This is a genomic window from Helicobacter ailurogastricus, from assembly GCF_001282945.1.
Lineage (GTDB): Bacteria > Campylobacterota > Campylobacteria > Campylobacterales > Helicobacteraceae > Helicobacter > Helicobacter ailurogastricus.
Map to the genome: position 1 here is coordinate 1 of NZ_CDMG01000002.1, position 23910 is coordinate 23910.

The following is a 23910-nucleotide window of genomic DNA, read 5'->3' on the forward strand; positions in this document are numbered from 1 at the left end:
TTAGAATGGCTCTTAGCATATTGCTCCTTTTTTTGTTTTGTAGGGTTGTAGTCTAGCCAAGAGAAAGATTAAAACAAGGGTTAAAAGCATTTAACGCCAGTCGTTAGCAGGTTGGGGTTCTGTGGCATGGAGGGGCTTGGGCATGTGTTTTTTAAAAAAATTCTTAGATTGGGGGGTTTTACTGCTCGTGGTTTGCTTAAAGCGTGTTATAATGTTCCAATTGCCTTTTGTGGCTTAAAATTGACATTATGCCTTGATGTGTGCTATACTCGGGCATTTTGTGTTCTTTTTGATTTAGCATTGTCGTTACCCTAGAGCTTTAAGTGATGGGTTTTTTTGTGTTCCCTAAGTGGGACTTTCTTAAGGACTTTCTTAAGAGCTATAGCAAAATAGGGTTTGTGTGATCTGGGCGAAAAATCGGGGGCTTAAAGGGCTTTTAGGGGGTTGGCTAATTGCTCTAAAAGCTCTTTATCTCCGCTGGCAAAGAGCTCTAATTGCGTGTGGGTGTGGGCTTTTAAGTGATAAACCTGTTTTAAACGCGCCACGATCGTCTCGCCTGAATGCACCAAGCGCACGGGGGTTTTAAAGCGGCTGGTGAAATATTTTTGCAGGCTGTTAGCGATCCAAGGAAAATGCGTACAGCCCAAAACCACAACGGCCGGGGCAACTTTTAAGGGCGCAAAATAGTACTCCATGCATGCCTCTAACAAGGCACCCTCTAAAACCCCCTCTTCAATCAAGGGCACCAACAAGCCCGCAGCTAGGCTATTGACGCAAGTGTAGCCCTGTGCTCCCAGCTCCCTTGCGTAGCGCCCTGAAGCGATGGTCGCTTTCGTGCCTAAAACTAAAATGGGCGTGTCTTTGGGCGTGCTCTGCGTGATGGCCAGCACCCCCGCCTCGATCACGCCCACAATGGGGATTTGCGCTTTTGCACGCATGGCCGGCAGGGCCCACGCGCTCACACTATTGCACGCCACGACCAGCATGTCAATGTTGTGGGGTTTAAAGAAGTCTAGGGCCTCTAGGGAGAATTTAGCAATGGTGGTGGGGTCTTTAGGACCATAGGGGACGCGGGCGGTGTCGCCATAATAAATAATGTGCTCGAATAAGCGGGCTTTAAGTAGGCTTTCTAAAACGCTTAAGCCCCCCACTCCGCTATCAAAGACACCTACCCTCAAGAACCCTCTTGCATGAGTTTTAAAAACTCTTGATTGTCCTTTGTGGTTTGCATTTTAGAATAAATAAAATTCAACGCCTCGACATCGTCCATCTGTTGCATCACATTTCTAAGCACCCAAACTTTCGTCAAGGTGTCTTTGCCAAGTAAAATATTGTCTTTGCGCGTGCCCGATTTGAGTACATCAAAGGCGGGATAAATGCGCCGATCAGAGATGCTGCGTGCCAGCACGATTTCACTATTGCCCGTGCCTTTAAATTCCTCAAAAATCACCTCATCCATGCGCGAGCCTGTTTCAATCAAAGCGGTGGCGATGATGGTTAAGCTCCCCCCCTCTTCAATGTTGCGCGCCGCCCCAAAAAAGCGTTTAGGCTTATGCAAAGCGTTGGCATCCACGCCTCCACTCAAGACCTTGCCGCTAGAGGGTGTGATGGCGTTATAAGCCCGTGCAAGCCTCGTGATCGAATCTAGCAAAATCACCACATCCTTACCCATTTCTACCCACCTTTTCGCCCGCTCTAGGACCAATTCGGCGATGCGTATGTGGTTGGTGGAGGGCAAATCAAAGGTGGAGCTAAAGACCTGTCCACGCACGCTCCTTTGCATGTCGGTCACCTCCTCGGGGCGCTCATCCACTAATAAAATGATCAACTCCACTTCGGGGTGGTTGTAGGTGATCCCATGCGCTAACTCTTTCATCAGCTCCGTTTTACCTGTGCGTGGCGGCGCAACAATGAGTGCCCTTTGACCCTTACCCATCGGGCTAAACAAATCGAGCATGCGCCCTGTAACTTTGGTGGGTTCATACTCAAGTTTGAGCTGTTCTGTGGGGAATAAGGGGGTTAAATTGTCAAAGAGGGGGCGGTTTCTAATCTCATCTAGGGGGAGGTAATTGACCGCTTCAATCTTTAGCAAAGCGTAATATTTTTCTTGATCTTTGGGCGCACGCACTTGTCCGGTCACAATGTCGCCATTACGCAAAGCAAAGCGTTTGATCTGCGAGTGGCTCACATAAGTGTCGTTTTGGTTGTCTGAAAAACTCCCATCCAATCCACGCAAAAACCCATACCCATCCCCGGCGGTTTCTAAAATCCCCGTAAAGAGGATGTATCCGCCTTGTGAAACCTGATTTTTAAGGATTTCAAACATCAAATCTTGGCGTTTAAACTCTTGCGGATTTTCAACTTTCAGCTCATTAGCGATTTCTAATAGCCGTTCTGTGGGCTGGGCGCGCAATTCTTCAATGCGATATCCGCTCACAGGGGTGTGGGTCTTTTGTTTATGGTGTTCATGCGCCATTACGATCCTTATGCTGTGTTTAGACAATTAAAAGCCTCATTTTAGGGAAGCTAAACATAAAAAAGTAGTGAATAAAACCCAAATTTTAATGTAAAACGCCCTAAAAGTCAAGGTTTTTAAACCTTTGCCATCGGCAATTTGCGCTTCAAGCCGGCCACAAAGACCAAAAGAAAAGTGCTGGCCACTAAAGGGTAAAGGAAAGTGGGGATCGGCAAGGGGTCGCCCGCAGCGTAGCTGTGCATGCCCGATAAATAGTAATTCACCCCAAAATAGGTCATTAAGATGGAGTAAAAGCCGATCACGCTAGCACTCGCAAACACATAGGGCATGAACTCAAAGCGCAAAAAGCGCAAGTGCAAAATGATCGCATACACAGCAATGGAGATGAGCGCCCATGTTTCTTTAGGGTCCCAGCCCCAGTAACGCCCCCAAGACTCGTTTGCCCACACCCCGCCAAGAAAGTTGCCCACCGCAAGCAATAAAAGCCCCATGATCATGCCCATTTCATTGAGTGCGCTTAGGGCTAAAATGCTCGAGTCGATGTGGGGGCGTTTTTCGTTCCTTAAGAGGAACAACAGCAAGGTGAGTAATCCCAAAACAAAGCAGAGCCCCAGAAAGCCATAACTCGCCGTAATGATCGACACATGGATATTGAGCCAGTAAGATTTTAGCACGGGAACGAGGTTGCTAATTTGTGGGTCCATAAAGCCCAAATGCGCTACAAATAAAGCAATGCCGGCTAAAAAGCTAGAAGCGCACAACGCCAAGTTGGAGCGCAAAATGAGCCCCGCTAAAAGAGCCGCCCAAGAGATATAGAGCATGGACTCATAGGCGTTGCTCCAGGGGGCGTGCCCGCTCACATACCAGCGTAAAGCAAGGCCCACGCTGTGCGCCAAGCCACAGAGCAACAATAGGCTGTAAAAACTGATGTGTAAGAATTTAGGTACGGGTTTATTTTTAAAGATGGCGACAAGCACCACCACTAAAAGCACCACACCCAAGAGCAAATAGGGGAGCATGAGGGTGTGAAAAAAGTTGCTGTGGTTTAAGAGAATTTCAGAATCCACCCGCCCCGGGCTTAGGGCGATTTTGCTATGTGCCCGTTGGTAGGCAAGCAGGGCGTTTAGAGTCTTATGCACTTCCTCCCATTGGTTGCTATCCACGCCCAAATCAAAGCCCTTGAATAAATCCTTTAAAAAGTGCGTGGCTTCGGTGGAGATTTTGATGTTGTCGTTTTTGATCGCATCGGCAGGGCTTAACCATGTGTTGCCGCTTGCATCGGGGAAAATCTTTAAAATGCTCCCGCTAAAGATCATATACACGAGATTGATCCGCTCATCGAGCTTTAAAACGTCCTTGTCAAACTCGTCTCTGTCTTTGGGGGCTTTTTGATTGACTTCCTCGACATAATTTTGGAGTTTATAACCATGTGGCCCAAAGACATCTAAAAACGCGATGCGTTTTTGGTTTATGGGCGTGCCTAACAAGGCTCTAAGTTTGGGCGTGGAGGTGTAGATCATTTTAATGTTTTTGTAATCGTCAGGATAAAGCATCATCCCTAGCATCACCTGCAAATTGTCCATGCCCTTAAAGCCGTCTTCTTTAGTGATTTTGTGGATGAGCTCCATGCTCAAGGTGTCTAAAGGCTTGATACGCCCCTCAAAGCTTTGGACCTGCAAGCGGGCAAAGGGGGTGAGTTGTCCTTGTGCGTGTGCCCTCAAATCCTTAAAGCGTTGCAAGATTTTGGCGTGGATTTGGGCAGTGCTGGGATGCACTTTTGCCATTTTGTCTAAGGGAGTGGGGGTGGGACTACTCTTGCCCCCGTGCATGTCAATTTTGCCCTCATCAGCGTGCGCGAGTGCCCCCAAAGACAGTGCGCATAAGAAAAGCACGATGTGTTGAGTTTTTAAAAAACGAGAAAGCCTTTGGAAACGCCCTTGTTTGCTAAAGAGCAAGAAAAGCGCTCCTGCCATGAGCATGGCATAACCCAAATAAGTTAAATTTTTGCCCGGATCACGATTAACCGATAAAATTGTGCCCTGCTCGTCTGTGTCATAGGAGGATTGGAAAAAGCGATACCCCCCATAATCCAAAACATGGTTCATAAAAATTTTATAGGGCATGACAAGCTGCCCCTTTTTGTCTAAAACCTCTACTTGGGAGGCGTAAGAGGAGGGACTCATAGAGCCGGGATAACGCGTGAGCTCAAAGCGGGTTAAATGCAGTTTAAAGGGCAAGGTGCGCTGTGTTACGCCCCAGTTGAGCGCAATGTGCATGCCATCTAAAGTGGTCTTTTCATCTTGGCTTTCTATGCCCTGTCCGCCCAAAATATGCAAAGTGTGGCTATCTCCCCCATAACTTAGCTTGATCTCTAACAACGCCTTATTATCCCTTTTTTCAGGGGTCATTTTATGCACGCTCACAGGCTCTAGGCGTAGTGGCTTGCCATAAGCCATCACTTCTTGTGTAGGCAAATAGCGGGAGAAGGGCGAAAGGGTGCTTTTTAGCGAAAAGTGCAAAGGGGGGTTTTGGTCCTTGCTAAGGGTTAAATTTAAATAGCTGTTGGTGGTGGTGATTTTGTCGCTCGTTTGGTTGGTGCGTAGGTGCATGGTCGCCTCAAAGCCAAAAAAGCGGGTAACCCCCGCCCCCAAGATGATGAACACCAAGGCACTATGAAAAAATAAACTCGCGTAGCGTTTCCTCTGCCACGCCTTGGAGGTGATGAGCGTGCCTATGATCACCAGCAACAAATACACATGCAACGCACTGAACCACCAAGTGTTATACACCACCGCGCGGCTTGCGGGCGTGCCGTAGTCGTTTTCAATGAAAGTCGCCAGCGCGCAGGCGGTCGCATAGACCATTAAAAGCGGGATCGCTACCCAAAAAGAGCCGAAGAAAAAACCAAAGATTCTTTTAACCTGCATTCTTAGCCTCTTGTGTTTTTTTAAGGATATACGCCCTTAATTTCTCAATGAATTGTTTGTCGTTTAAATCCTTGTAAAGTCCCTTGCCAACAAACTCCAGCACCGCTAGAAGTTGCACATGGGGCATGTAGCCGGGCAATTCGTAAATGGTCTTACCCGTGGGGTCGGCTAAAACGAGCGTGGGGGTGGAGCTGACATCATAAATTGAGGAGAGGTCTTGCGTGTTTAGCATGGTTTCTTTGGGTTTGTCTGTCGGCCCAATTTTAAAGTGGTGCATTTTGGAGTAGCTGATGTTGATGTAGTAGGCGCTAAAATGCTCTTTGATGTAGTTGCGTAGGTTAGAATAGTGCTTCAAATCCTGCTTCAACATTTCGCAATAAGAGCAGCCATTTTTGCCAAAAACCAGCAGCATATATTTGCCATGCGTACTGATGCTCTGTGTGTCTTGAAAGATGTCTTCCAAGCCGGCGTAACTTTGCTTGTCAAAATTATTGCTTTCTTCAAAAACACTTTTGGGCGAGGTTGCCCCTGAACTTAGCATGCTCTCATCGACTTTGTCATCGGCAAGGGCCAAGTGGTGGAAAAGAGCCAAAAGAAGAATTAAAAAAAATGGACGCACTTTTAAACCTTTTTGTTGGGATGGAGATATTGTAGCTTTTTTTGATCAATCATGGGCTTAGAGTCTTTCTAGGGGCGTTGCAAACCAAATCCACGACCGCCTGCGCGAAGCCCAGATTGTCGTTTAAACACGGGCAGACCAAGAATTTTGGCACGGCTAGGCGCATCGCATCTAGCCTGTATTGTATCTGCAACTCATAAAGGGTCTCAGAGTTGTCTATGCTAAAGGCTAGGGGATAAATGATGATTTTATCTCTGCGGTGGGTGGCGATCGTGTCTTGCGTGCTTGGCTCAAGCCACTTCATGGGCCCCACTTTAGACTGATAACTGAGAACGATTTTTTTAAAACGAAGGGGCAAGAGCTGTTGCGTTAAAAGGCTCACATGGTGCAAACACTCGGCTTGGTAGGGGTCGCCCTGTTTGATCACGCTTTCAGGCAAGCCATGCACGGAGAAAATCAGCACAAACTCTTTAGGGTTATGCCCTTTAATCGTGTCTGTGATGCTCTGGACGATGGCTTGGTTGTAGGGCGCGTGCGTGTAAAAGCGATCAATGCAAGTTAAAGCGGGGCTAAATTTTATAGCTTTTAGTGCCCTTAAAGCGTCTTGTATGGAGGATAGCGTGGTGGTGGTGGAGTATTGCGGATACATAGAAAAGAGCAAGCATGACCTAAAGCCCTGAGCTTTGAGCTCGGCAAAGACCATAGGCGCGAAGGGGGGGGTGTAGCGCATGGCGTAGGTGTAGTGGCGGGTGGGATCTAGGGCGTTTAGGCGGTGGGTGAGTTTGGCGCTCAAATCGCCTATGGGGGACTTGTGCCCGATTTTTTGGTAAATGGCCTTGGACTTCTCTTTACGCATTTTTACGATAAAAGAGGCCAAGAGCTTGCGCCAAAAGGGGCTTTGTATGGGTAGAATGCACGGGTCGTTGAACATATTCTTTAAAAAAACCTCCACTTCGTAGAGATTATTTGGTCCGCCCATATTTAAAAGGATAACGGCTTCCTGCCGTGTGTTGCTTGTATCTAAAATTTTTGACATAAGCTTTTATTATGCCATGATTTGCCATTTTTGCATGGTAAAATGCGCCTTTATGCCATGATCTAAGGATTGCCATGTTTGAAACCATCATCGGGCTAGAAGTACATGCCCAACTCAACACCCAGACCAAGATTTTTTGTGCTTGCCCCACAAGCTTTAAGGACACACCCAACAGCAACACTTGTCCCGTGTGCCTAGGGTTGCCCGGGGCTTTGCCCGTGCTAAATGCCGAGGCGGTGAAAAAGGCGATTGCCTTTGGCACGGCGATTAACGCGACCATCACGCAAGAGAGTGTCTTTGCCCGCAAGAATTACTTTTACCCCGACTTGCCCAAAGCTTATCAGATCTCCCAGTTTGATCGCCCCATAGTGGCGCACGGGTATTTAGACATAGAGAGCGCTGAGGGGATCAAGCGCATTAACATTGAGCGCGCACACTTAGAAGAGGACGCGGGCAAGAATATCCACGCTGCTAACCACTCGCAGGTGGATTTAAACCGCGCGGGCACGCCCCTTTTAGAGATTGTGAGTTGCCCTGATATGAGGAGCAGTACCGAGGCGATCAACTACTTAAAGAAACTGCACGCCATTGTGTGCTTTTTAGACATTTGCGATGGCAACATGCAAGAGGGCAATTTTAGGTGCGATGCCAATGTGTCTATCCGCCCCAAGGGCGAGAGCAAGCTCCTTACAAGGGTGGAGATTAAAAACTTGAATAGCTTTAAATTTATCCAAAAAGCGATTGAGTATGAGGTGGAGCGCCAAATTGAGGCGTTTGAAAGGGGGACATATGCCAAAGAAGTCGTGCAAGAAACTCGCTTGTTTGACACCGCTAAAGGGATCACGCAATCCATGCGCAATAAAGAGGGTTCTGCTGATTACCGCTACTTTGCTGACCCCGATTTAAGGCCCGTGCATATCCCCGATTCACTTTTGCAAGAGGGGCGCAACATTAAAGAGCTCCCCGAGGCAAAAAAAGAACGCTACATCAATAGTTTGGGGCTTAAGGCGGAGGAGGCAAACACTTTAGTTGGTAGCCTAGAGCTGGCGACCTATTTTGAGGATATGCTCGCGCTAGGGGCGAGCGCAAAGGGCAGTTGCACTTGGCTTAGTGTGGAGCTGTTGGGGCGTTTTCAAGGCGAGCAGACCTTGCAAGATTGCCCCATCAAGCCAGAAACTCTAGCCCAACTGGTGCTTTGCATCGACAGCCAGCGCATTTCAGGCAAGGCGGGCAAAGAGATTTTAGACGCTTTGATGACGCAAACAAGCGCAAACCCTAAAGACATCGATGTCTTGATAGACAAACTAGGGTTAGCGCAAGTGGGAGATGAAAACACGCTTTTAAAAGCCATCGCTGAGGTGCTAGAGAGCAACACCGACAAAGTCGCTGAGTATAAAAGCGGAAAAGAAAAACTTTTTGGCTTCTTTGTTGGGCAGGTGTTAAAAAAACTTAAAAACGCTAACCCCAGCCTCGTCAATAGCCTTTTAAAACAAGAATTAAATAAATGATTCTTAGGGTTTGAGCGTTTTGAGATTTTGCATTTCAGTAACGCTGTAACGGGTAACTTGAAAGCCCGTAGGGTTTTTAGGCATCATAGCGGTGTCAAAGGTGGGCAGGGGCTTAAACACAAAACTTAAAACGATGCTGTAACGTTTTTCAGAAAGGGGCTTGCCCCCTTCAAAGAGTTTTGCGACGATCTGCACTTGGGCGATGTTTTGCTCTTTGGATTGCTTGAGCAAGGCAATATTGACAATGTGTATATCCCTAGCCAGCTTCTTAGCGGTGTAAATGCTGCTTTTAGAAGCCACAAGGCTTTCAAAGACCTGCCACACTTGCGAGTCGCTTTGCAGGCGCACGAGCTCGTAGCGGTCTTGATCATCTATATGGTTGATAGACTCCCTATCTAAAATGTATTGCCCTACCAAAGAGCGCACCAAAGCTTCATTGCTAGCTAAATTGCCATCGGCTTTTTGGATAATGGCGTAATGCTTGTCTTGGTTAGCAAAATCTATAAAGTGGTGTTCGGTTTTCTTTAGGGGCAAGAGCATCACCAACGCCACAATCAGGGCCAAACTAATAAAACTAAGCAGTACGACTAATTTATACGCCAATGCGCTGTTGCGCCTTTCAATGCGAAACACGCTGTTTAAGTCCAAATTCTGTAAGGCCAAGCTCTCGATCTTGCTTGTGATGTCCTTTTCAAATTTGGCTTGCTCTGCTTGGATTTTTGCCCACAACTCGGCGATGATTTCTTCTTTGAGTGGGCCGCCTTTATCCTCCATACCCGGCCTTGAGTTCGCCAAATAACCCGGCTTGCAAGTCGGCAAGGGCTTGGCTGATCTCCTCTCTTGTGTTCATCACAAAGGGGCCATACCCGATGACAGGCTCGTTAAGGGGCAAGCCCGTTAAAACCAACACACTAGAGGGCTTTAAAGCTTCAAGGCGCACCCCCTCCCCGCCCTTTTGAAAAGTGATGAGCTGCTGCGCACCCGCTTCTTGTTGATCTAAGGCCACCAGCCCCTCACGCACTAAAATTAAAAGATTATGATCTTTTGGTATGGGTAAATGCAAGGACCCCTTAAGGTTTAAATCCCATAGATTGATGGGAGAAAAGGTGGTTGCTGGACCCTTGATGCCGTCTAGCTCTCCTGCAATGATTCGCGCCTTGCTTGAGCCCTCTAGGGCGACGCTTGGGATTTCTTGTGCACGGATCGCTTGGTATTTAGGGGGGGTGAGTTTATGCGCTTTGGGTAAATTCACCCAAAGTTGCACCATTTCAAACACCCCGCCCTCTTTAGCAAACTTCTTAGAGTGAAACTCTTGGTGCAAAATGCCAGAACCTGCTGTCATCCATTGCACATCCCCGGAGGCGATGATCCCCCCTCCCCCATGCGAATCGGCATGCTCCACTTCGCCACTATAGGCGATGGTCACCGTTTCAAAGCCCTTATGCGGGTGCGATCCCACGCCAGACTCCCCTCCACCCCCTTTAAAATGGTAGGGGGCGTTGTAGTCTAAAAGCAAAAAAGGATCGATGTTTTTATCAGTTTCGTTGTAAGAAAACATGGAAGACACATAAAACCCATCGCCCACCCAATGCTTGGGCGGGGCTTTATAAATTTGCGCCACTTTTTTCATAGATCCCCTTTTTAAAGATCATTTATTCTCCTACACAAAGGCCAATAAATCGCAAAAGCAAGAAAAGTCCATGTCCTCTAAACGCTCTTGGTCGCTTAAAAGCGACTCGATCTGGGTGACTTTTTTGAGTGGATAGACCTCTTTTAAGGCGTTTTGACATTTTTGCATCAAGGCTTTTAGACCTTCTTCTCTTCTAAAGCGGTGCCCCAGGGGGTATTTCACTTCGATTTTTTGGGTGCTTGTGCCGTCTTTAAAGAAAACTTGCAAAGCGTTGGCGGTTGCGCGCTTGCTAGGTTCTGTGGCCTCTTTGGTGTATGTGGGGCTTGTTTGCACCTTGACACATGTGGCCCATTTGTTTAAGCGGGAGTCTGTCTTGTTGGCTTGCACGCAAGAGTGGGCATCTAAATGCCCATAGAGCAGAGCGTAAAGCACGGGATAGAGCAAGGATTCTTGTGCTTTTTTGGGCTCAAGGGCTTGTTTTGTCAATTCTTGGGTGATCCAAAGGATTTGATCCACCTCTTTGGTTTTCTTAGACACTTCTTTATGCAAAATCAAGGCACACTCCACGGCGGTTTGGATGGCAAGGAGCACGGGGTAGGAGATTTTATACAAGACATTTTCCACCACATAGCTAGACAGCGGGCGGGTTATTTTTAAACTCTCTTGGGTGCAAACCGCTTCAAAACCCCAAGTGGGGGCACTAAGGGCCTTGACGCAGGCGGCCTCCCCTTTTAAGGCCATTAAGGCCAAGCGCACTCCACGACTAGACGCATCCGCTGCCGCCCAAGCTTGTCTTGTGCCATCAAAAGGGGCGTGGCGGAAAAGGCGCAAACTCCCCCCATCGATGAACGCGTGCGAAAGTGCGCTTAAAATTTCTCCCTTTTCCCCACCAAGCATCCAAGCCCCTACGCCCGCGCTTGCCAAGCGCACCAATAAAGTGTGATCTAAACCATTATCTTTTAAAGAAAAGCATAAAGCCAACCCCCCCTGCACTTCATAGGCCTTGATCATGGCGTTTAAAATGTCTTTAACTTTGAAAGGGGTTTTATTTTGGGCTAGGCGCACACGGCTTACATAATCGCCCAACGCCCAAATCGCCCCCAAATTATCCGAGGGGTGGCACCACTCTTTGGCTAGCCAAGTGTCGTTAAAGTCTAGCCAGCGCACCATGCAAGACACATTAAACGCCGCACTTACAGGCTCAAGCTGATAAGCCGTGCCTAGCACTTTTGCCCCAAGCTTTCTAAAATCTGCTCCGGGGACACTAGGCCCTAATAACTTCGTGCATTCGGGGTCTTTTAACGCCATTAAAGCACAGGCCAAAGAGTCTATGAGACTCAAGCGTGCGCTTTGCAAAGCTTGTTGAGAAAAAGAGGTTTCTTGAGCGATGTAGTCGGCCAAATTTTGAAGAAGAGTGTCTGCATCCGTGCTATGCATAAAAATCCTTAGTCTTGAAAAATTGCGCTGCCTAAGCGCACTAAATTAGCCCCATAGGCAATGGCAAGCTCAAAATCCCCACTCATGCCCATGGATAAAATCTTGGCGTTGGGGAGTTTATTAAACAAGTCCCTAGCTGTGCTAAAGACTTTTTCGCTTTGTAGCTCATCTCCCCCAAGTGGTCCCATCGCCATTAAGCCTTGTAGGCGCACTTGCGGGCAAGTTTGGCTAATTTGCTGATAGGTTTCCAGAGCGTTTTCCAAACACACCCCGCTTTTTTGCGCCTCGTTAGCGATATTCACCTGCAACAAAGCGTTTAGGGGCTCTTTCGCCCTAGCATTGATCGCTTGGGCCAGCTTCAAAGAGTGCAAGCTGTGCAACAGGGTGGGTTTTAACTCTAAAAGCTTGTTGATTTTGTTGTGTTGCAGGGGGCCTAGCATGTGCCACTCTAGGGGCAAATCTTGTAAGCCCAAGGCTTTGCGCTGAAACTCTTGGATGTAGTTTTCCCCAAAGGCTCTTTGCCCGCAAGAGTATAAACCCCGTACCTGCTCTAGGCTGGCGTATTTAGACACAGCGACTAATTGCACGATGTGGTGGCGGCTATAGGCTAGGCGGGCTTTTTCAATGCGTTTTAAAAGCCCATCAAGGCGTTTTCTAAGCTCCATGGGCACCTTTCGGGGAGTTGTAAATGTGGTATTTGTGATAGAGCGGGTCGCTTAAAGGCGGGATGAGCCCCTTTTTAGCCAGCCCTTCAAGCACGCTTAAGGTGCAGTCCGTTTCTTTAGGCCACTCCCTTAAATGCCCCTCTAGCGCGCCCTTGTCGGTCGCGTCTATGCAAATTAAAGGGGGGTCTAGCCAAATGTCTCGCTTTGCGTCTATGTTATTGACGATCCGCCATAAAAGCATGTAGGGATTTTTTAAGTCGTTCTTGGCGTGATCCACAAAGATGAGGGCACTGACATGGGGGGCTAGGGCTTTTAGATTGTTAAAAAGCGGGATTAGGGGCGCGGTTTTAGCCACGCCCACGATTGCGATCGGGTTTTTGCTCTCTAGTCCGTATTGTTGCACATCTTGCACTTGAGAGATGCGCTCTTTTAGGCGTTTTAAAAGCTCTGTGCTTTCTAGGGGAGTTTTGGGGTGTGGGCTAGGCTCTAGGGCCACTAGGCCTAATTTGCCCCCAAAGGCGTAGTTGGGGCTAGCGTGATCGAGTGCATCGCACACGCCTTGACTAAGAAGACTTTTTTCTAAATCTAGGTGATCTAAAATGTGCGTCAAAAGGGCTGGGTAGTCCATAAGTTTAGGGGCACTCGGGCCGACAAAAATGGCGTGTTTGACAAAGCTCATCTGCCCCGTGCCCCAAAAGTGGTGCATGATTTGGTGCGCGTGCCCGGGGTAGCTGGGCGCAATTTGGGCTAAAATTAAATTATGAAACACCCCATTTTCTGGCATGTGATAATCAATGAGCCCGTGCGCGCTTTTTTGAAGCAGGGGCAAAAACAGCCTTTCGGTGAAATAGCCCATGTATTTATCCTCTAAGGGAGGCTTACCGACCACGCTGGCTAAGTAAATGGGCTTTGGTTTTAGACTCATCGTCTGCACTTCTAACACAGGGTAGGGCTCTTTTGGGGTGTAAAAGCCGGTGTGATCGCCAAAGGGGCCCTCTGGCTCTAAATGGCTTGTATCCACCCAGCCCTCAAGCACAATGTCTGCATCCACAGGCACGCAAAGCGGATTAGCCAAACACGGGGCAAGCACCGCCCGCTTGCGCCTAATCAAACCATAAAGGGCTAATTCAAACACCCCATAGGGCAAAGGGGCTTGCCCACACCACGCGTAAAGCGCGTCCCCGCCAATCGCCACGCTCACGGGCATTTTCTCCCCCGCTTTTTTGTAAGCGTGGAAAAAGTGATTCGAGTCCTTATGGATTTGCCAGTGCAGGCCTAGGCGGTTTTTGCCCTGCACTTGCAAGCGGTAAAGCCCTAAATTGCGGTGCTTGTGATCAAGGCTCTTGGTATAAACCTGCCCCATGGTGATGAAAGGGGCGGCATCGTCTTCCCAAGTGGTTAGGATCGGCAGTTTGTTTAAATCCACTTGATCTCCCCTAAAAACTTCTCTTTGTGGGGGGTTCTTGCAAATTTTAGGCAAGCTAAAGCGCAAGTTTAAAAGACTTTTAGTCAAGTTACAGAGGTCTTTAAAGTTTTTGGGTTTTTGTAGGTTTAACAAGTTTTCTAGTTGCGCTTGGCAATCTTTTATGGAACGGTTAATGACAAGCTCTAGGCGTTCTTGCGATCCAAAGACATTCATTAAAACGGGGATGTCTAAGAGCGCATCGCCCCTTTTAGGCCGTGTGAAGAGCAAGGCCTGCCCCCCGTGTGGCTTTTTGGCTTCAATGTAGGCGATGTGGGGGATTTCTAGGCAAATGTCTAGGGGCGTGTCAAGGACACGCAACGCGTGATGGGATTTAAGTTTGGCGATGAGTCGTTGCAACTAGATAGAAACCAAGGACACGCCCAAACAATGCGGGACTTTTTGTAGGTCGTGTAAAATCGCGGGGCTGATGGGCGCATCCACTAAGATCGCCGCTAGGGCTTCGGCTTTGGCGTTGCGCCCGAGCCTAAAGTCGGCGATGTTGATGTTGTGCTTGGCTAGGGTGTGTCCCACATTGCCGATCACGCCGGGTTTATCGGTGTTTTTAAATAAAATCATCGTGCCCTGCGGTTTGACATCCATTTCAAAGCCGTCGATGTTGGTGATTTTTAAAAGGTCATCGCCAAAGGCGGTGGCGCTAATTTGGGTGCTATAACCCGGCGCGCTTAACTGCAGAGTGATGAAGTTTGTATAGGGGGTCGCATCCTCTAGGGTTTTGGTGGTCAAGTGGATTTGGCGCTCTTTAGCGATAAAGGGGGCATTGACATAATTGATTTTATCCCCCAAAGTGGGCTTTAAAAGCCCCATTAGGGCAAAGGTGAGTAGAGAATTGCCGTATTCACAAATCGAGCCGGCTAAGGTCAGCTCTAAGGCACTCCACGCCCCCTTATGCACCTGCGCACAAAAGAACCCTAGCTTTTGGGCGAGTTGTAAATAAGGCTTGGCATAAGTGGCAATGTCCTCTTGCACAGGGATATTTAAGGCATTCGGATAACTGCTCCCTCTTAAAGCCTGAATGGCGGCTTGGGCGGCTTCTTTGGCGATTTGCTCCTGCGATTCTAAGGTGTTTGCTCCAATGTGTGGGGTTACATAGACATTGTCTAGATCTAAAAGCGGGTTGGCAGTGCCCGGCTCTTTGCTAAAAACATCTAGGCCCAACCAGCGCACTTTTTTAGATTTTAAGCCTTCATACAGCGCCTCTTCATTGTAAAGCCCCCCTCTAGCACAGTTGATCAAAACCACGCCCTCTTTCATTTGGGCGATTTGTTCTTTGTCAATGATGTTGATCGTTTCTTTGTTCTTGGGGGTGTGGATGGTGATGATGTCGCAAGCGAGGATGTCTTTAAAGTCCTTCGTGTAGAGCACGCCTAAATCTGTGGCTTTGGATTTAGGGATATAAGGATCGTAGGTGATGACCTCCATGCCAAAGGCAAGGGCTCTAACGCCCACCCTTGAGCCGATGTTGCCAAAGCCGATGATGCCTAGCTTTTTACCATAAAGCTCTGTGCCATACCAATCCTCTCTTCTCCACAATTTATCGTGCTTGAGTTGGGCATTTGCGCCGGGGAAACGGCGGATGGCGTTTAACATGTGCGCCATCGTGAGCTCCACTGCCGCGATGGTGTTGGCGGTGGGGACATTCATCACCACAATCCCCCTTTGCGAGCAGTAGGGTAAATCCACATTATCCACGCCCACGCCAGCACGCACCACCGCTTTAAGCTTTGTAGCGTTAGCCAGTAAATGAGCATTTATGGGAGTCATGCTGCGGGTGATGAGCGCATCGGCATCTTTAATGGCCTCAGGCAACGCGTTTTTTTCAAGGCAAGAGAAGTCGGCGATCTCTAAATCCGCTTGTCGGTGCAAAAGGTCTAGGCCCTGCGGGTGGATGGGATCGCAAATGGCAATTTTGGGCATGGCACTTCCTTAATCGAGTTGGTAGGGAATTTGGTAGTACTTCAAATCTTCTAAAAACCGCTTGGTGGCATGGGGCAAGTAGATGATTAAAGTTGTGTGTGTCTTTTTTTTATCTAAAGCAAATTCGATGTGTTCGGCCTTAAGGACCTCGTGCAAACAAAAGAGTTTGTAGCTGTCTAAATTTTTAACCAACAACTTGCGAGTCTGGGCGTTGTCTAAAAACTCAATGTCTATCTTTTTTTCTATGGAGGGGTAGATGAAAGAAGGGGTTTTATGCTGCGTGCCTAAATGGCTTGCGGGCGGGGACACCTGATCTATCTGCGCGGGCGCGCTCTCTGCGTGGGAGGCGGCTTTGAGGGGTGCTAGGTGATCTTGAGCTGCGTGCTCTTTGTGGGCTGTGGGGTGGTGAGCGCTATACATCTTGTAGCCCAAAAAGGCGGCTACAACCAAAGCCACAGCCACCACGAGCCACAACACAAACACACGGAACTTGGCGATTTCCATCGATCAAGCTAGAATTTCCCGCTGATTTTATCCCCTAGGGTCATCTTGGTGTCGCTCGAGTTGAAAGCGTGCAACTGGTCTTGCTCTCTCTTGCGCTCTAGGCGGCGCACAGAAGCGCGCACGCGGTTATTGGCTTTTTCAATCGCCACAACTACACCCGTAATGACATCCCCCATCTTAAGCTCTTCTTTTTTCAAGGGGTGGAGATCTTCAGATTTGATGAGGACATCAATGCCCTCCACGCCCACAAAGACCCCAAAGTCTTTCATGCCCACGATTGTGCCCTCAACGATGTCGCCCACGCGGTGCTTTTGGCTAAAGGTTTCGACAGGAGAAGGTTTAGCAAACTTCATCTCCAAAGAGATTTTTTCATCTTCTTTGTTGATTTTTAAAATCTTGACTTGCACCACATCCCCGACCTTAAAATGTTCTTTGCATTTTTTGTCCTGCTCCCAAAATGCGTCTTTGTTGTGCAACAAGCCATCCACGCCCCCTAAGTTGATGAAAGCTCCAAAATCCGTTAAAGTGGCGACCTTGCCCTCGATTACATCGCCCACGTGGTGTTTAGACACAAAATCGTTAAAGGGTTTATCAGAGAGTTGTTTAAGCGAAACCCTCAAGCGGCGGTTTTTGCTGTCGATCTCGATGATTTTGACATCGATTTCTTGGTTGAGCTCTAGGTAGTCGCTGGGGTGCTTGACATCTTTATTCCACGAGATTTCAGAGATGTGTAAAAAGCCTTCAATGTCGTTGCCAATATCCACAAACACGCCGTAATTCTCAATGTTGCTCACCACGACTTTAATGGCGTAACCGACTTTTAATTTTGTCTGGATTTCCTCCCAAGGGTCTTCCATTGTGGCCTTAATGGAGAGCAAGAGGCGTTTTTTCTTCTCATCATAAGATAGGGCTTTGACCTGCACCACATCGCCCTCTTTAAAGTGTTTGGCGGGGTTGGTTGAGCCTCTGTGCGTGATCTCGGTGTAATGCACCAAGCCCTCCACGCCCTCCACTTCCACAAACACGCCAAAACTTGTCACGCTTTTGACCACGCCTGTATAGATTGCGCCCGATTCGACAAGCTTTTGGGATTGCTCGTGTTGGTATCGGCTATACACCTCAAAAAAGCGCTTGCGCGAAACAGAGATCAAGGCGCTCTCAGGGTCAATGGCCGTGATGCAGGCTTTAATGTGTTTGCCTATGTGCTTGGCATCCCGTTTTAAAGAGGATTGCGCCTTGGAAAGAAAATACTCCACACCCTGATGATCGATGACAACATAACCGCCCTTGTTTTCTCTAACGATTTTGCCCTCTACAAATTTGTCTTTAAAATCCGCCCCTAAAGTTTGGATTTTTTCTTGATTTTTCACAAACGCCAAGGCCCGCTTATAAGACACACTGGGGCGCTCTCCTCTTAAAGACACATAAACTTGGATGGGATCGTTGAGTGCAAAAAGCAACTGACCTTGTGCATCTCTAATTTCGCTCAAAGGCAAGCGCCCCTCTGTCTTGCCCCCCACGCTCACCATTGCATAATCCTCTTGCTCGTTGATAGAAACCACAACACCGTCTCTTAGCGCGCCTTTTTGCTCCACCTCTTCTGCTTGCATATACCCTTGCATGTAATCTTGGAACTCTTTAGATTCGATCTCGCTTTGGCTCCCTAGAGACTCTAATTCTTTATTCATAACACCCTTCTCAAAACAAAATTGGGTATAATTATAGCCTTTATTCCCTGATAATTGGCAAAAAAAGTAACATAAATAACAACACCTGCACTTTTAGAAACGCCCACTTTAAAAGCGTGTCTTTAATCATCACCACCTACAACCAAGAACAATACCTAAAAATGGTGTTGGATTCGGTTTTAAACCGCTGGGGGTTTTAACGAACACTTTGAGGGCTGGGGACGCAAGGATAACGAGTTTGTCGCCCGTTTCTCTTTAACCATGGCGCGCTAAGACCCCTTAAATTCTGTGCTCTAGCCTACCACAAAGAAAACGCACGCAACCCACTTTCCAAAAACCACGCCCCTACCTACAAACCCTAAAAATGCGGATGACCGATTGGAGAGATTGACCCCCTTTTTAAAAATCTATGTTGTCGGAATTGACATCAGCCGTGCCCGCGCCCACGCCGTTTTGGTAATTGCGCATTTGTTTGAACGCTTGCGCCTTGATGCGCTCAATCGCGTCCCCACGAGTGCTCTGGTCGGCGTTTAGGTGCTTGGAGTAAATGATGTCTCCTTGGCAGTTTTTAATATTGATGTCAAGCCCAATGTGAAACTGCCCCCCACCTTCGCTGGTAAAAATTTTATTGTTGATGGTGTAAAAGCCCGGGGCGGTGGTTTGATCCACAAAGCGCGCATACTGCCCCGTGAGTGCATCGACCACCTCAGCGTCTGACCCATTGGCAAAAACGATCTGCGCTTTGGGTTTGGGGCTATTGGCTTTAATGAGCTCTTTATACGAGGTGAGGGGGGCTGAGGCCCGCCCATAAGCGCTTAAAATCTCTTGCAGGGGGGTCATTTTGTCTAAGAGGCTTTGGATCTGCTGTTTTTCTTTAATGAAAATCCCGTGGCACCCTTGGGCGGGTTTAAAAGGGCTTAGAGTGTTGTAAAGGTCGGCGTAGCGCTTGGAGAGCAGATTTAAGAACATGTTTTTATCCATGCGCACACGGGTGTAGCACTTGTCCCTATGGCACTCTTGCTTGTCTGTCTCGACATGGACAAATTTAATCGAATCGACCACCAATTTAATGTTTTGGCTGGCTTTCTTGTCTAGCCTACTGTTATTTCTCGTGGTGGTGCTGGTGGTCAGTGAGGACACATGCACCGAGATGTTGCTGGCTAAATCATTTAACGCCTTTTCTTTGGCAGATTCTTTGTCGTCGCCTGCCCCGCTCCCATAGAAAAACTGGGGTTTATCGGGGGTTTTCTCATACCAGTGGGGCACGGCCTGTAACAGTAAGGGCAAGCTTAATAAAATCCACGATTTTTTCAAAAGCATCCAAACTCCTTAGTAAAAAAGCCCATTTTAACACAAGATAGACAATTTACCACAAATCCCACACATGTCCATAGTTTTCAAAACTGCGGATGTATAAGACATGGTCTTGGTTAGCGCAAAAGGCTTTGGCCCCTACTGCGGGGGTGCTTATTTGGCAAGACACAAACTTAAAGTTAAAAATTTCTTGTCCATCGGCTAAAATGTGGATGGGTTGCTTGTAGGTGTTTTTGAGGCGCAAAATGTAAAACTTGTGAGGAAAGATCGTAGGAGAGCGGATGTCAGCAGAGGTGCTGGCTGCCGCATAAATGGAGGAAAACAACCCCCCAAGCACGCCCAAGTACTGGTTAGACACGGCTTCAAGCCCCACTTTAATGGCGGTGGAGGTGATCGCCCTTGTGAGGATGTAGGGCAGTTGCTTTTTAAACTCGCTGGCGATGAGCGCGTCCAAGAGCAATAAGTTTTCAAATTTTTGATGTTTCTGCCCTATTTGCACGCTAAAAGAGTTTCTAAAGTCTGTGCCATCTTTGAGTTGCGGGAGGGCTAAACTCGCATCGTAAATCCCATTAGGCAAGGGCAATGGGATGTTGATTTTAAATTCCTGCTTTGTCGCCTGCTTGCCATCTTCAATAAAAACCCAAGTGAAGTGGGCGCTCGTGGGGTTGTTGAAAAAGATTAAATCCTCACCTATGGTGGTGGAGTGGCTGATGCCATAGGCTTCTTTAAGGTAGTCTAACCCCTTATTCAAGTCGTTGTTTTCCACAAAAAACAGCCCTGAAAGGTAGGACACCACGGGGTTGATGAGGTCGTTGTAGGCGTAGAAATCATTTAAATTAGAATATTCATTGTTTAGGATTTCTTGCACTTGGTCGTTGGATTGCTCGGCATTGAGGTGTCTGGAGCCTTGTTGTTGCATTTTTTCAATCGCCTTGCGAATCTCTTTATTGTAAAATTCTTTAGCCCGTCTTTGGCGATCGTTGGCGCGGTTAAACTCCACCCGCGCGTCTTTAGCATCGCCCATCAAGAGATAATCAATTGCTTTATAATAATTAAGAAAAACACCCTCATAAATATTGCCCGTATAAGCCCTGACATTGTCATTTACCAACACCGCCCCCACATTGCCCAAAGACCGACTAAAGAGGTTGTGGTGGTGATCGTAGCGCAACTCGGCCACATCTAGGGCTTTGATGGATTTGGAGTATTGCCCGGCCATCAACGCGCTCATGCCCTGTTGTAAATCCCACAATAAGGCGTTGCTGTGATCCTTTTTCGCCATCTTTTTAGAAAATAGATAGGCGTTTGAAAATTGCGCGCCGTTGTAATAAATCTGATCAAAGCGTTGAAATTGCTCGCGATTGCCCGTACAACCCACCAGCAAACCCACTACAACAGCCACAAAAACCCATATATAAATTTTCTTCATCGACACCCTTAAACCTTTTAGTCATTTTATCAAAATGTAAGCAAACCTATAAGATAATTTGGTTTGCCTTTTCTTAGACCTATGCAACGGGGTTTTTAGACAACGCTTCAGGGTGGGAACACAGCAGAGCAGCTGAATATCTTGTGTGCCTTAGCCATCTGAGAAGGGGCTTTAAACCACCTTTAAGTTTTAAAAATGCGTGTTTTGTTCATGGGAACGCCTGTATTTGCCCGTGTGGTGTTGCAACAACTCATCTTAGAGGACTTTAAGATTGTTGGGCTTGTAACCCAGCCTAGCAAACCCTTTGGCAGACATTATACCCCTAAAGACAGCGCAACCAAGAGCTTTATTTTAGAAAACCACCCGCATATCCCCATTTTAGAGCCTGCCAAAATCGATGAAGAGGCCTTGCAAGCCATCGCCAAGTTAAACCCACAAATGATCGTGGTTGTGGCTTATGGCAAGATTTTACCCCAAGCTTTGCTAGACCTTGCGCCTTGTTTAAACTTACACGGCTCGATCTTACCCCAGTTTAGGGGAGCAAGCCCCATGCAAGAAATGATTTTGCACGACTTAAAAACCTTTGGTGTGAGCGTGATTTTAATGAACGCCAAAATGGATGAGGGCGGCATTTTAGGTGTGGCTTCTTTTGAAAAGGACAGAGATTATAATTTACAAGATTTAGGCGCAAGGCTAGCCCTCTTGGGGGCCAAGCTTATGGTGAGCGTACTTAAAAATTTCAAGGACACCACCCCCACCCCCCAAGATCACAGCCAAGCCACTTATTGTAAGAAAATCAGCAAGGCCGATGGGCTCATAGACTTTAGCGATGCCCGCCAAGTGTATTTAAAATTCTTGGCCTACTACCCATGGCCCGGGGTGTTTTTGCCAAGCGGGCTAAAACTCTTTGGCCTAGAGCTTTTAAGCACAGAGGAGCAACGCCTAGAGGGCGAGATTTTAACCCTAGATGGCGAGGGGGTGCTCGTTGGGTGCGCTAAGGGCGTTTTGAGAATTGCCCAACTGCAAGCCCCGGGCAAACAAAAGGTCGGGGCAAAGGCGTATCTCAGTGGCAAACGCCTAAAAGTGGGGGACATTTTAAGCTAATGCAAGTTTTAGAGTTTGCAAGCTTACCCTCCACGCAAATCTATCTAGTCGAGCAGATTAAAAACGCGCGGCTAAAGCCCCCCATTTGCGTGTGGGCCAAAGCGCAAAGTGCGGGCGTGGGTAGCCGCGGGCAAGTGTGGGAGAGCGTGGATGAGGCTTTGACTTTCTCGTTTGCGCTCTTGATGGATCGCAACACGCCTCAACAAAGTTTTAGTCTATACTTTGGCTATCTCTTTAAGCAAACCTTGCATGCGTTGGGGCAAAAAGAGGTGTGGCTCAAGTGGCCCAATGATCTATATGTCAAAGAGGCGAAGGTGGGCGGGGTGATGAGCCAAATTCATAAAGACATAGTCATTTGTGGCATCGGCTTAAATATCCGCGCGCACCAACACGCCGCTTTGTCTGTGTGCGCTAAGGAGGTGTTGCAAACTTTCTTGGCACAGGTGCAAAACGCCCCGACTTGGGCGGATGTTTTTCAAAACTACACACGAGACTTTGAGCGCACCCACACCAAACAATTTTTTAAGCACCCCAGCGGGTTGATCCCGCTCTCTTGCGCTAAAATGCGCCCAGATGGCGGGCTTGAGATTGCGGGGCAAGTTTATTACTCTAACCGCTAAAGCCACCTACAAGCTTAAATGTGCTAGGATAAGGGCTTTTTACAACCAAGAGGATTTAGCGCATGAGCATTTCGATCAATGTCTATTTGATGGCCGTGGTTTTTGTATCGTTTATTGCCCTATTAGTCTTGCTCAATTTGCAGGTGTATCGCCCCCTGTTAGACTATATGGATAAGCGCGAAGAGTCGATTACAAAAGACAAGCGCAACATCGAGCAGCTCCACCAAGAAGTGGCCGCCCACCGACAAGAGGCCCAAAATATTCTTAACGATGCCCGCGCACAGGCGGATAAAATCTTGCAAGATGCGCTTCACAACGCAAGGGCCAATTACGAATCGGTCGTGGCGCAAAAGGAAGAGGAGCTAGAAAAACAAGCCGAGCAGGCCCGCATCGCATTAAAGGAAAGTAAAAGTAATTTGAAACTAGAATTAGCCCGTGATTTGCCCGCTTTAGAGGCTTTGTTAAAACTTAAAATATCTCAAATTTAAGGTTAGTTTTGTTACAGCGCGTTTTGCTCGGGGTTATGGTTTTTGGGGGTGTGGCGGTGGCCGCGCCTTTGGGGCATACAGACATTGTGATGCGGATCCTCAATTTCCTTTTGTTTATGGGGATTTTGTGGTACTGCACCGCCAACACCTTTAAGAATATCCTAGCCACAAGGCGGGCGAAAATTTCTAAAAGCCTAGAACAACTCCAAGAGGAGCGCCAAGCCGCCAAAGAGGAAAAAGAACAGGCTTTAAGAGCGCTTGAAGAGGCCAAGCAACAGGCCAGCCAAATCGTTTCTAACGCCAAACAGGAGGCGTATTTGCTCACCCAAAAGTCCGACCAGCAATCTAAAACCGCCATTGAGAAACTGATTAGAAACCACCAAATTAATCAGGAAAAAGAGAGCGAGCGCGTGCAACAAGAGGCGATCGCCGAAGTGCTGGGCGATCTCTTTGAGGGAGCTAAGGCCGAGTTTGCTACCCCCACTTACATGCATCTAATCCACCAAAAAGTCGCTAAATGATAGAGTTGATCGCCAACAAATACACCCAAGCTTTAAGACAGGCCCTAAACCCGCAGGAGCTCGCCCAAGCGATGGAGGCCCTAGAAGCCCTTTGCGCCCTTTATAACCACCCTGATTTTTTAGAAGTGATCTCCTCGCCTCATTACCCCGATAGCCTCAAACAAGAGATTTTAGAGAGTTTTTTAGAGTGCAAAGAGGACAAGTTGCATAATTTAATCCGCTTATTGGTCTTGCATAAACGCTTGAATCTCTTGCCTCTCATTTATAACACGCTAAAAACACAAGCCCAAAGAGAGGAAAACATCTATCAGGGCTATCTTTACAGCAACCAAGAGATTTCTTTAGAGCAGGTACAACAGCTTGCCAGCAAGGCTTCCGCGCATTTTAATATTTCGCTCAAACTCAAAGCCTTGCACCAAAACAAAGAGGGCATGCGCTTGATCATCCCCGATTTGGAGGTGGAGATCGCCTTTTACAAAGAAAACTATTTTAACCAACTTAAACAGCACATCATGCAAGCGGTGTAAAACACAAAGGAGACAGA

General features: G+C 47.7%; 21 protein-coding genes, 1 other RNA gene and 1 pseudogene. 8 read left to right on the top strand and 15 right to left on the bottom strand.

From position 1 onward, the window contains the following. Positions 1 to 425 precede the first annotated feature (425 nt). From murI to hemH, 5 genes are all read right to left on the bottom strand, one after another. Positions 426 to 1178, bottom strand: a complete 753-nt coding sequence (murI, locus tag HAL07_RS00055) for a glutamate racemase (protein ID WP_053944697.1) — start codon at positions 1176 to 1178, stop codon at positions 426 to 428. Continuing rightward, a complete protein-coding gene (gene rho / locus HAL07_RS00060) occupies positions 1175 to 2476 on the bottom strand; it encodes a transcription termination factor Rho (protein WP_053941870.1) in 1302 nt (433 codons plus the stop codon). Before rho ends, murI begins: the two co-directional genes overlap by 4 nt. Before the next feature lie 116 nt (positions 2477 to 2592). Then, complete coding sequence (gene ccsA, locus HAL07_RS00065) at positions 2593 to 5403, bottom strand: cytochrome c biogenesis protein CcsA (protein ID WP_053944698.1); 2811 nt, start codon at positions 5401 to 5403, stop codon at positions 2593 to 2595. Then, complete coding sequence (locus HAL07_RS00070) at positions 5393 to 6022, bottom strand: SoxW family protein (RefSeq protein WP_053944699.1); 630 nt, start codon at positions 6020 to 6022, stop codon at positions 5393 to 5395. Before HAL07_RS00070 ends, ccsA begins: the two co-directional genes overlap by 11 nt. A gap of 49 nt (positions 6023 to 6071) precedes the next feature. Then, the gene (gene hemH / locus HAL07_RS00075) at positions 6072 to 7058 is read right to left on the bottom strand and encodes a ferrochelatase (protein ID WP_053944700.1); all 987 of its coding nucleotides are present in this window, start codon (positions 7056 to 7058) and stop codon (positions 6072 to 6074) included. Positions 7059 to 7126: 68 nt separating this feature from the next. Here hemH and gatB point away from each other — a divergent pair, with 68 nt between their 5' ends. Further along, a complete protein-coding gene (gene gatB, locus HAL07_RS00080; protein WP_053944701.1) occupies positions 7127 to 8566 on the top strand; it encodes an Asp-tRNA(Asn)/Glu-tRNA(Gln) amidotransferase subunit GatB in 1440 nt (479 codons plus the stop codon). Between the two features lie 3 nt (positions 8567 to 8569). Here the strand turns inward: gatB and HAL07_RS00085 are convergent, their stop codons facing one another. From HAL07_RS00085 to HAL07_RS00120, 8 genes are read right to left on the bottom strand one after another with little or no spacing between them, the layout of a single operon-like run. Beyond that, entirely contained in the window at positions 8570 to 9340 is a 771-nt protein-coding gene (locus HAL07_RS00085; RefSeq protein WP_053944702.1) for a type IV secretion system protein, read from the bottom strand. Further along, positions 9330 to 10196 carry a pirin family protein gene (locus HAL07_RS00090; RefSeq protein WP_053944703.1) on the bottom strand — a complete coding sequence of 289 codons (867 nt, stop codon included), beginning with the start codon at positions 10194 to 10196 and terminating at the stop codon, positions 9330 to 9332. The genes HAL07_RS00085 and HAL07_RS00090 overlap by 11 nt, the downstream gene beginning before the upstream one ends. Before the next feature lie 30 nt (positions 10197 to 10226). Beyond that, positions 10227 to 11633: a 2-methylcitrate dehydratase gene (gene prpD, locus HAL07_RS00095; protein WP_053944704.1), complete on the bottom strand. Its 1407-nt coding sequence runs from the start codon at positions 11631 to 11633 to the stop codon at positions 10227 to 10229. Between the two features lie 8 nt (positions 11634 to 11641). Next, positions 11642 to 12298, bottom strand: a complete 657-nt coding sequence (locus HAL07_RS00100) for a YggS family pyridoxal phosphate-dependent enzyme (RefSeq protein ID WP_053944705.1) — start codon at positions 12296 to 12298, stop codon at positions 11642 to 11644. Beyond that, positions 12288 to 14120, bottom strand: a complete 1833-nt coding sequence (locus tag HAL07_RS00105) for a menaquinone biosynthesis decarboxylase (RefSeq protein WP_053944706.1) — start codon at positions 14118 to 14120, stop codon at positions 12288 to 12290. Before HAL07_RS00105 ends, HAL07_RS00100 begins: the two co-directional genes overlap by 11 nt. After that, the gene (serA, locus tag HAL07_RS00110) at positions 14121 to 15698 is read right to left on the bottom strand and encodes a phosphoglycerate dehydrogenase (RefSeq protein WP_053944707.1); all 1578 of its coding nucleotides are present in this window, start codon (positions 15696 to 15698) and stop codon (positions 14121 to 14123) included. A gap of 9 nt (positions 15699 to 15707) precedes the next feature. Next, positions 15708 to 16202 (bottom strand): hypothetical protein, encoded by a 495-nt coding sequence (locus HAL07_RS00115; RefSeq protein WP_053944708.1) that lies wholly within the window; start codon positions 16200 to 16202, stop codon positions 15708 to 15710. Between the two features lie 8 nt (positions 16203 to 16210). Continuing rightward, the gene (locus tag HAL07_RS00120; RefSeq protein ID WP_053944709.1) at positions 16211 to 17890 is read right to left on the bottom strand and encodes a 30S ribosomal protein S1; all 1680 of its coding nucleotides are present in this window, start codon (positions 17888 to 17890) and stop codon (positions 16211 to 16213) included. Between the two features lie 195 nt (positions 17891 to 18085). On the opposite strand from HAL07_RS00120, the pseudogene HAL07_RS08100 reads away from it, so the two are divergent. Further along, positions 18086 to 18163, top strand: a pseudogene (locus tag HAL07_RS08100) (hypothetical protein); the annotation flags it as partial. A 126-nt stretch (positions 18164 to 18289) separates the two neighbouring features. Here HAL07_RS08100 and HAL07_RS00130 read toward each other — a convergent pair. Beyond that, the gene (locus HAL07_RS00130) at positions 18290 to 19210 is read right to left on the bottom strand and encodes an LPP20 family lipoprotein (RefSeq protein WP_053941883.1); all 921 of its coding nucleotides are present in this window, start codon (positions 19208 to 19210) and stop codon (positions 18290 to 18292) included. A gap of 46 nt (positions 19211 to 19256) precedes the next feature. Beyond that, positions 19257 to 20633, bottom strand: coding sequence for a COG3014 family protein (locus HAL07_RS00135; RefSeq protein ID WP_053944710.1), 1377 nt, complete (start codon positions 20631 to 20633; stop codon positions 19257 to 19259). Between the two features lie 70 nt (positions 20634 to 20703). Between HAL07_RS00135 and ffs the strand changes: the two genes are divergently transcribed. From ffs to HAL07_RS00165, 6 genes are all read left to right on the top strand, one after another. After that, an RNA gene (ffs, locus tag HAL07_RS00140) (signal recognition particle sRNA small type) lies at positions 20704 to 20801 on the top strand. Between the two features lie 27 nt (positions 20802 to 20828). Continuing rightward, positions 20829 to 21737: a methionyl-tRNA formyltransferase gene (gene fmt / locus HAL07_RS00145; RefSeq protein ID WP_053944711.1), complete on the top strand. Its 909-nt coding sequence runs from the start codon at positions 20829 to 20831 to the stop codon at positions 21735 to 21737. Further along, complete coding sequence (locus tag HAL07_RS00150; RefSeq protein ID WP_053944712.1) at positions 21737 to 22357, top strand: biotin--[acetyl-CoA-carboxylase] ligase; 621 nt, start codon at positions 21737 to 21739, stop codon at positions 22355 to 22357. The genes fmt and HAL07_RS00150 overlap by 1 nt, the downstream gene beginning before the upstream one ends. Before the next feature lie 62 nt (positions 22358 to 22419). Further along, entirely contained in the window at positions 22420 to 22845 is a 426-nt protein-coding gene (locus HAL07_RS00155) for a F0F1 ATP synthase subunit B family protein (RefSeq protein WP_053944713.1), read from the top strand. 8 nt (positions 22846 to 22853) lie between these two features. Beyond that, positions 22854 to 23366 (top strand): F0F1 ATP synthase subunit B family protein, encoded by a 513-nt coding sequence (locus HAL07_RS00160; RefSeq protein WP_202903456.1) that lies wholly within the window; start codon positions 22854 to 22856, stop codon positions 23364 to 23366. Beyond that, positions 23363 to 23893, top strand: a complete 531-nt coding sequence (locus HAL07_RS00165; RefSeq protein WP_053941889.1) for a F0F1 ATP synthase subunit delta — start codon at positions 23363 to 23365, stop codon at positions 23891 to 23893. Before HAL07_RS00160 ends, HAL07_RS00165 begins: the two co-directional genes overlap by 4 nt. The last annotated feature ends 17 nt before the right edge of the window (positions 23894 to 23910 follow it).

What these genes read in the sequence shown, in the direction of transcription:
- rho (WP_053941870.1), bottom strand. Translation starts at nt 2,476, where the DNA reads ATGGCGCATGAACACCATAAACAAAAGACCCACACCCCTGTGAGCGGA.
- ccsA (WP_053944698.1), bottom strand. Translation starts at nt 5,403, where the DNA reads ATGCAGGTTAAAAGAATCTTTGGTTTTTTCTTCGGCTCTTTTTGGGTA.
- hemH (WP_053944700.1), bottom strand. Translation starts at nt 7,058, where the DNA reads ATGTCAAAAATTTTAGATACAAGCAACACACGGCAGGAAGCCGTTATC.
- HAL07_RS00085 (WP_053944702.1), bottom strand. Translation starts at nt 9,340, where the DNA reads ATGGAGGATAAAGGCGGCCCACTCAAAGAAGAAATCATCGCCGAGTTG.
- HAL07_RS00090 (WP_053944703.1), bottom strand. Translation starts at nt 10,196, where the DNA reads ATGAAAAAAGTGGCGCAAATTTATAAAGCCCCGCCCAAGCATTGGGTG.
- prpD (WP_053944704.1), bottom strand. Translation starts at nt 11,633, where the DNA reads ATGCATAGCACGGATGCAGACACTCTTCTTCAAAATTTGGCCGACTAC.
- HAL07_RS00100 (WP_053944705.1), bottom strand. Translation starts at nt 12,298, where the DNA reads ATGGAGCTTAGAAAACGCCTTGATGGGCTTTTAAAACGCATTGAAAAA.
- serA (WP_053944707.1), bottom strand. Translation starts at nt 15,698, where the DNA reads ATGCCCAAAATTGCCATTTGCGATCCCATCCACCCGCAGGGCCTAGAC.
- HAL07_RS00115 (WP_053944708.1), bottom strand. Translation starts at nt 16,202, where the DNA reads ATGGAAATCGCCAAGTTCCGTGTGTTTGTGTTGTGGCTCGTGGTGGCT.
- HAL07_RS00120 (WP_053944709.1), bottom strand. Translation starts at nt 17,890, where the DNA reads ATGAATAAAGAATTAGAGTCTCTAGGGAGCCAAAGCGAGATCGAATCT.
- HAL07_RS00130 (WP_053941883.1), bottom strand. Translation starts at nt 19,210, where the DNA reads ATGCTTTTGAAAAAATCGTGGATTTTATTAAGCTTGCCCTTACTGTTA.
- HAL07_RS00135 (WP_053944710.1), bottom strand. Translation starts at nt 20,633, where the DNA reads ATGAAGAAAATTTATATATGGGTTTTTGTGGCTGTTGTAGTGGGTTTG.
- fmt (WP_053944711.1), top strand. Translation starts at nt 20,829, where the DNA reads ATGCGTGTTTTGTTCATGGGAACGCCTGTATTTGCCCGTGTGGTGTTG.
- HAL07_RS00150 (WP_053944712.1), top strand. Translation starts at nt 21,737, where the DNA reads ATGCAAGTTTTAGAGTTTGCAAGCTTACCCTCCACGCAAATCTATCTA.
- HAL07_RS00155 (WP_053944713.1), top strand. Translation starts at nt 22,420, where the DNA reads ATGAGCATTTCGATCAATGTCTATTTGATGGCCGTGGTTTTTGTATCG.
- HAL07_RS00165 (WP_053941889.1), top strand. Translation starts at nt 23,363, where the DNA reads ATGATAGAGTTGATCGCCAACAAATACACCCAAGCTTTAAGACAGGCC.